The organism is Nitrospirota bacterium, assembly GCA_023229435.1.
Lineage (GTDB): Bacteria > Nitrospirota > UBA9217 > UBA9217 > UBA9217 > JALNZF01.
In genome coordinates this window covers 183,483-190,805 of the sequence record JALNZF010000005.1, presented here as the reverse complement: position 1 = coordinate 190,805, position 7,323 = coordinate 183,483, and the positions used below count along the sequence as shown (strand labels likewise).

At 52.9% G+C, this 7,323-nt stretch carries 6 protein-coding genes; all 6 read left to right on the top strand.

What is annotated here, in order from left to right:
- A partial coding sequence (locus M0R70_06020) for a cation-translocating P-type ATPase (protein ID MCK9418916.1) occupies positions 1-1,770 on the top strand: 1,770 nt, incomplete at its 5' end.
- Between the two features lie 152 nt (positions 1,771-1,922).
- Positions 1,923-2,816 (top strand): protease HtpX, encoded by an 894-nt coding sequence (gene htpX, locus M0R70_06015; protein ID MCK9418915.1) that lies wholly within the window; start codon positions 1,923-1,925, stop codon positions 2,814-2,816.
- 18 nt (positions 2,817-2,834) lie between these two features.
- Positions 2,835-3,245 (top strand): phosphate-starvation-inducible PsiE family protein, encoded by a 411-nt coding sequence (locus M0R70_06010; protein MCK9418914.1) that lies wholly within the window; start codon positions 2,835-2,837, stop codon positions 3,243-3,245.
- 206 nt (positions 3,246-3,451) lie between these two features.
- Complete coding sequence (locus M0R70_06005) at positions 3,452-4,084, top strand: carbonic anhydrase (GenBank protein ID MCK9418913.1); 633 nt, start codon at positions 3,452-3,454, stop codon at positions 4,082-4,084.
- A gap of 695 nt (positions 4,085-4,779) precedes the next feature.
- Positions 4,780-6,006, top strand: a complete 1,227-nt coding sequence (locus M0R70_06000; protein ID MCK9418912.1) for a TolC family protein — start codon at positions 4,780-4,782, stop codon at positions 6,004-6,006.
- A complete protein-coding gene (locus M0R70_05995) occupies positions 6,003-7,262 on the top strand; it encodes an efflux RND transporter periplasmic adaptor subunit (GenBank protein ID MCK9418911.1) in 1,260 nt (419 codons plus the stop codon). The genes M0R70_06000 and M0R70_05995 overlap by 4 nt, the downstream gene beginning before the upstream one ends.
- Positions 7,263-7,323 lie beyond the last annotated feature (61 nt).

Here is a 7,323-nt window from a genome sequence, read left to right as displayed (position 1 = left end):
CATGCCCTGATACGGAAACTGCCTGCCGTAGAGACCCTTGGCTCGGTAACCTACATCTGTTCCGACAAAACGGGCACGCTCACCTTGAACAAGATGACGGTGGAGGAAGTGTATGTTGACGGCAACGTAGTTCGGAGTGCGGAGCTCGGAGTGCGGAGTGAAAAGAACGATGATCCAAAAGTGCTTACTCCACACACCGCATTCCGCACTCCGCATTCGCTTCTCATGACCGCTCTTGCGCTCAGTAACGACGCGCAGACTGGCGCTGACGGCGCTGTTATCGGCGATCCCACGGAAATCGCGCTCTACGACATTGCAAAGAAACAGGGTTTCGAGAAAAAAGAACTGGAAAAAGAGTTCCCCAGAGTGGCGGAAATTCCGTTCGATGCCGACAGAAAGTGCATGACGACTTTTCATGCGCGCCCTGAAGGAGGATTTGCTTCTTTTACCAAAGGGGCAATAGATGTTCTGATCGACAAGTCGGAAAACATTTTAACCGCGAAGGAATTGAGGGCTGTTGATAAGCAGGAGATCAACGGGGTGAATGACCGGATGGCGGCGGACGGCCTGAGAGTCCTCTGTATTGCAATGAGAGCGTGGGACGCCCTGCCTGCCGATATGTCCCCGGGGAATGTTGAGACCGGTCTGACGATCATCGGTCTTACCGGCATGCTGGACCCGCCCCGGGAAGAAGCCGGGGAAGCGGTCGCCCTGTGCAAGGCAGCGGGGATAAAGCCGGTCATGATAACCGGCGACCATCCCATCACCGCGCGGGTAATAGCCCAGCGTCTGGGCATTGTAGACGACGATCCAAAAGCGCTCATGACCGGACAAGAGCTGGAGAAGTTATCACTAGAGGAATTTGAGGCAAGGGTCGAGCATATCCGGGTATACGCGCGGGTCGCGCCCGAGCAAAAACTGAAAATCGTAAAAGCACTCCAGGACAAAGGCCAGTTCGTCGCCATGACCGGGGACGGGGTTAACGACGCGCCAGCATTAAAGCGGGCGGACATCGGTGTTGCCATGGGCATCACCGGAACGGATGTATCAAAAGAAGCCGCCCACATGATCCTTCTGGATGACAATTTCTCCACTATCGTAAAGGCAGTGAGGGAGGGGAGAAAGATCTACGACAATATCAGAAAATTCATCAAGTATCTTCTCACAACGAATTCAGGAGAGATATGGACCCTCTTCCTTGCGCCTCTGGCAGGCCTGCCGATACCCCTGCTTCCGATCCATCTGCTCTGGATCAATCTGGTGACGGACGGGCTACCCGCCCTCGCCCTGTCCGCGGAACCTGCCGAGGGCGATGTTATGAAAAGACCGCCGCGGCATCCCAAAGAAAGCATCTTCAGCCACGGTCTCGGCGCCCATGCGATATGGGTGGGTCTCTTAATGGCCGGCATCGTCCTTTTTGTTCAGGCCTGGTCCATCAAGACAGAGCATGCTCACTGGCAAACCATGGTATTTACCGTGCTCTGTCTGACCCAGCTCGGGCATGTTCTCGCCATACGATCGGAAACAGAGTCCTTGTTCACGATCGGGATATTCTCCAACATATACCTCCTCGGCGCGGTCGTGTTGACTTTTGTTCTTCAGATGGCCACGATCTATGTGCCTGTGTTAAACCCCATATTTAAGACAGAGCCGCTGACGCTGAATGAGCTGTTGTTCACCCTTGCATTGTCTTCAGTGGTCTTCTTTGCCGTGGAACTCGAAAAACTCATAAAGCGGCGGCAGAGCAGACAGAATGCCGTTGAGGCTTAAGAGGAAAGACGGCGTGGGGAATAAGATTCCGGTTGATATTTAATCAATAAAAATCCTCGCTGCTCTGTATCGGGGTATAACGATGTGAGAACGGACCTAAGCATGCAAAGACGGGACATGCTAAAATAATCATAATGAAAAGGAGGCAAGAAATGCGCAGAGTCATTTACTTTTTACTTACAAACGTCGCTATTCTGCTGGTCTTAAGTACGGCAATGAGGATTTTTGGTGTAGAGCCGTATCTTACAGCATACGGACTGAACTACCAGTCACTGCTCATATTTGCGCTCGTGTTCGGCATGGGCGGCTCATTTATAAGCCTTGCCTTGTCCAAATGGACGGCAAGGAGGATTTCCGGCGCGCAGGTTATAAAAGAGCCCGCAAACGAGACGGAAAGGTGGTTTGTAAGGACCGTGTCCGAACTGGCGGCAAAGGCGAATATCGGAATGCCCGAAGTCGCCGTTTTTCCCTCGGATGACATGAATGCCTTTGCAACCGGTATGCGCAGGGACAAGTCCCTGATCGCCGTATCCTCAGGACTTCTCGGGAGGATGGACAGGGAAAAGGTGAAGGCCGTTCTTGCCCATGAGGTGGCCCACGTCGCCAACGGTGATATGATTACCCTGGCGCTGATTCAAGGCGTGGTGAACACCTTTGTGCTTTTTCTGTCCCGCGTAATAGGACATACCATTGACAAGGTTGTATTTAAGAATGAACGGGGACACGGCCCCGCCTTCTGGGTTACAACGATTATTGCCGAGATAGTCCTTGCTGTTTTAGCCTCGATAATCGTCTTTTACTTCTCAAGAAAACGTGAATACAGGGCTGACTCCGGCGCCGCGGCGTTCGTCGGCAAAAAACCGATGATAGGAGCGCTCGAAGCCTTGAAGGCATCCGTACGTCAGCCCCATCTGCCTGACAAGCTTGCCGCCTTTGGGATCTCCGGCGCAAAACGAAGCGGGCTGAAAGCGCTCTTTGCAACACATCCCGACCTTGATGACAGGATTGCGTCCCTTGAAATGTCAGTTTATCCTGATTATAAATAAAGCCCGACTGGAGCAAACATGAAATATCTTGAGAAAGTTGAAAGAGTGATAGTCTTATTGCTTTTGATTATGATGGTATTGGTTGTTTTTCTTTCCACAGTAGACTTGGGCTGGATTATCATAAAAGATATCATCACTCCCCCGGTATTTCTGCTCGATATTAATGAACTGCTGGACGTATTCGGCATGTTCTTGTTGGTGTTAATAGGGGTTGAGTTATTGGAGACCGTGAAAATGTATTTCACCCAAAAGACGGTGCATGTTGAAGTGGTATTCATGGTTGCCATGATCGCCATCGCCCGAAAGGTCATCATTCTGGATATTAAGGAAGTTTCGAGCCTCACCTTAATAGGCATAGGCGTCATCATCATTGCCCTCTCAGCCGGATACTATCTGTTAACGAGAACACAGAATAAGGACCGTGCTTAAAAAACGAGCCGTCATGTTGACGGATAAAATGGAATATTTCAGCAAGCAACCCAGATCATTCCTGACGGCGCTGGAATTTATGCTTGTTAGCCCGAGCTCCGCGGTTCAAAAAGCAAAGTTTTAACAACTCAACAAGCTGCTCTTCTTCAACCACTGAATTCCGCACTTTTATTTTTTTCGGGCAATGAAGGGAACAAGGAACAGGGGTGAGAAAACTTTACAAGGGCATTCATAAATTCCAGGAGTCCTATTTCAAAAAGGAAGAGGAGTTCTTCAAGCGAATCTCCGGGCAACAGGAACCCGATGTTCTCTTTATCTCCTGTGCCGACTCGCGGGTGGATCCGAACCTGGTAACCCAGAGCAAGCCGGGAGATCTTTTCATCGTGCGCAATGTAGGCAACATCGTTCCACCCTATGACGCGATCAAGGACAAGAACAGTGTTGCGGCTGCAATAGAGTTTGCCGTGTTGCGGTTAAGGGTGGCTGATATAATCGTGTGCGGGCACTCCAATTGCGGCGCTATGCAAGCCCTCTGTGCGGATGAGGCGGACTTAGAGGACATGCCTCACCTGAGGGACTGGCTGAAGATCGCCGCGCCGGTGAAAGAGGCGGCCACCACACTATATTCCGAGTGTTCACCAACCTCCCTCTTGAGAATTATTGAGGAAGAAAACATTCTTTTACAATTGAACAATATTCAAACCTATCCGTTTGTAGCTCAGGCCCTGGAAAAAGGTTCTCTCTTCCTGCATGGCTGGTATTATGATATCTATACAGGCAAGGTATGCGCCTATAACCCACATACTGAGGTTTTTGAAGATGTCCATCGTAACTACTAAGCTGACGCCGGCGGCATCAGGCGCAATCAGCAGGTTGGTCAACCAGCATCCCTCGCTCAAGATGCCGGCGCTGAGCTTCCTCAATGAATGATGGCCGGCGTTACGTTGATTGCCGAAGGAGTAAGGTTCCGGACCTTTTAACGGGCAGCACCATGGTGTCAAAATATCCATTGACTCGCATGTACGAAAGTCGTACAATTGGCTCGTCATGACATGGACAAGACCATATAATATTTTTCTACTCCTTCTCCTGGGGATTTATATTATCGCTCCGGTGTTGGACGTAGTTGCCTGCGACGATTGTAATAACGTCTTATCGTTACAGGTGGAGCAACAGTACCCGTCAAACGGATCCTGCCCTTCGGACTCGACAAACCAAACCGCAGACCATGATAACAACATTCCTGCTGATCCGGGAATGGATAAGGATCTTTGCCCGCTGTGTTCCAATGCAGCTGCTGGAATGCAGAGCCAAGCGTTTCTCGTCCCCGTCCTGACGGTCCATGCCGTAGGCATGCCAACGTTGCTAGCCCTTCTGGACCCTTCGTATCCCATCAACAAACCGCCGCAGAACTAATCTCTTTATTCTAATCCGAGTAGCCGTTCCGCACAGCGCGAGAGTACTGTCTCTTGTTGTGCCGTTGCGCGCTTACATTCCTATTCCACAGGATTTTATGACAGAACGAGGTGTGATTATGACGCGAATGCTTATCTTTATCTGTAATGTTTTGTTGCTTGTGTCTCCTGCGTATGCCCTGACGCTCGGAGAAGCGGTGGAAACAGCGATGAAAAATAATCCCGATCTTCAAGCGGTCAGGCTGGAACAGGGCGCTGCCCAGGGCAGGCTTGATCAGGCCGGTCTTTGGTTAAGAAGCAATCCCGTTATGGAAGGAAGTCTGTCCAGAAAAGACACGGTCCCCGGAGGCGGCGAAAAAGCGACGAACCGCGGGATCGCGCTTTCCCAGGAATTCGAGCTTGCCGGGCAGCGTGGCTTGCGCGTCGATGCCGCAAGGAGCGGCCGGGAGAAGGCGCTTCAGGACATTCTGGACAAGGAGCGCGTCCTCATCGCCGAGGTTAAGGACGCCTTTGTCCGGGCCCTAGCCGCGAAGCGAAAAATTGAGCTGTCCGAGGAAGCGGTCAAGCTCCAGGATGAACTGGTCGCCTCAGCCGCGATCAAATTTCAAACAGGAGATATTTCGGCGCTTGAACAGAATCTGGCCGATGTTGAGCTCGGTAAAGCCCGGCGGGAGCGCATGCTTGCGGAACGGGAACGGAGGGAAGCGCTGCTCGGTTTGCAGGAGATCCTTGGCATAAAGCCGTCGCCGAACTTCCGCGTGGAAGGAGAACTGCCGATGGAAGCGCCGGACATCCCGGACAAGAATAAGCTGCTGGAGACCGCGTCGTTGCAGCGGCCTGATGTGCAGTCGGCGGGCGCCGAGACGATACAGGCGAAAGCGGCCATGAAGCTCGCGGGCCGCGAGGCAATTCCGAGTGTAACCGTGTCCGGATTTTACAACCAGGATGATAAGCTGAACGAAGCCGGGATCATGCTTTCTTTTCCTCTTCCACTGTTCGACCGGAAGCAGGGGGATCGGAAGGAGGCCGCGGCAAAAGCAGGCCAGGCCCTGATCAAACAGGCGTCCCTCGAACGAGCTGTTGAACGGGAGATCGAGGAGGCCCACGCGAACCTTGCAGCGGCGGCGGAAGAGCTGTCCCTTTTCAAAAAAGATGTTCTCGGCAAAGCCATGGAAAATCTGGGCCTCATGCACCTTGCCTTCAAGGAAGGAAAATTCGGGTTCTTTGAAGTGCGGCTCGCTCAGAAGGATACCATCGATGCCCAATTCGCCTATCTTGAATCACAGCTTCGGCTGCAGCTTGCGCTGAACGCATGGGAGAAAGTAACGGGAGGAAGCCTGAAATGAACAGAACGAAGAAAGTGATCCGAAAGATATGGGCCGCCAGGAAAGATACGGCGCGGCGCATCAAGAAACCAGCGCTCATAGCCGTGGGTTCGATCGCGCTTCTCGTCGTGGTCATGTCGTTTTACGGATCGACGGCAAAAAAGGAGCAAGCGGACGAGCACGAAAACGAAAAAACCCACGAGGAAACAGCCGTTGTGCACCTGTCTGAAGAAGCGCAGAAGGCATCAGGCATCGAAGTTATGGCTGCGGCGCTGGAACCTTTCTCGGCCCCCATCGAGGCGACGGCCGCGATCGAGCTGAACGGAGACCGGGTGGCAAAGATCAGCGCGCGCACCTCGGGACGGCTGGTGAAGATCGCGGCTTCCCAGGGCGATGCGGTAACAAGCGGTCAGGCGCTTGCCTGGTTCGACAGCCCGGAGCTGGGGCTGGCCTGGGCGGAGTATGCCAAAGCGAAAGGACGGACCGATCTTGCACGGAACAACCTGCAGCGAGAGGAGACCCTGTTCGCGAAGAAAATATCCCCGGAAAAGGACGTGATCAGGGCGAGGCAGGAGCTTGCAGATGCTGAAGCGGATTTCGCCTTCGCGTCCGAGAAGTTCCATTTGCTCGGGATCGATATCGAGCAGGTCGGGAAAAAGCATGAAGGCGATCAGCATCCGCTTATCGCCGTGACCTCGCCGATCAGCGGATCGGTCATCGAGCGCGCGGCAACACAGGGTGAAGTGGTGAGCCCCGATAAGACACTCTTCACCGTGGCAGATCTGTCCCGGCTCTGGGTGATCATCGATATCTACGAGAAAGATCTCGGCCGGGTAAAGTCGGGAACAGCGGTGAAAGTCAGGACAACTGCTTATCCCGACCGAAACTTCAAGGGGATTATTTCATACATCGGCGACGTGCTGGATGAGAAGACCAGAACAGTCAAGGCGCGCGTTGTTGTTGAAAATGCAAACCGGCTCCTGAAACCGGGCATGTTTGCATCCGTGCTGATCGAGGCCGGCGGCGGGACAGAACGGATTGTCACTGTTCCTGAAGAGGCGGTCTTTCTTGACGGTTCCAAGAACTATGTCTTCATTCAAACCGATCCGGAGAAGTTCGAATTGCGTGAGATAACGGTGGGCCGAACGCTGGGGAATCGTCTGGAAGTAACCGGTGGACTCAAAAAGGGAGAGCCGGTTGCCGTCAAGGGCGCGTTCATTCTGAAATCAGAGCTGAAAAAAGGCGAGCTCGTCGACGAACATGGCCATGGCGAGTAAAGAGCCTTGCAGTTGCATATGACCCAGCCCCACCCTAACCCTCCCCTTGAAGGGGAGGGAA

Excerpts from the sequence above, each read along its gene's own strand:
- htpX (MCK9418915.1), top strand. The coding sequence starts at position 1,923 with ATGCGCAGAGTCATTTACTTTTTACTTACAAACGTCGCTATTCTGCTG.
- M0R70_06010 (MCK9418914.1), top strand. The coding sequence starts at position 2,835 with ATGAAATATCTTGAGAAAGTTGAAAGAGTGATAGTCTTATTGCTTTTG.
- M0R70_06000 (MCK9418912.1), top strand. The coding sequence starts at position 4,780 with ATGACGCGAATGCTTATCTTTATCTGTAATGTTTTGTTGCTTGTGTCT.
- M0R70_05995 (MCK9418911.1), top strand. The coding sequence starts at position 6,003 with ATGAACAGAACGAAGAAAGTGATCCGAAAGATATGGGCCGCCAGGAAA.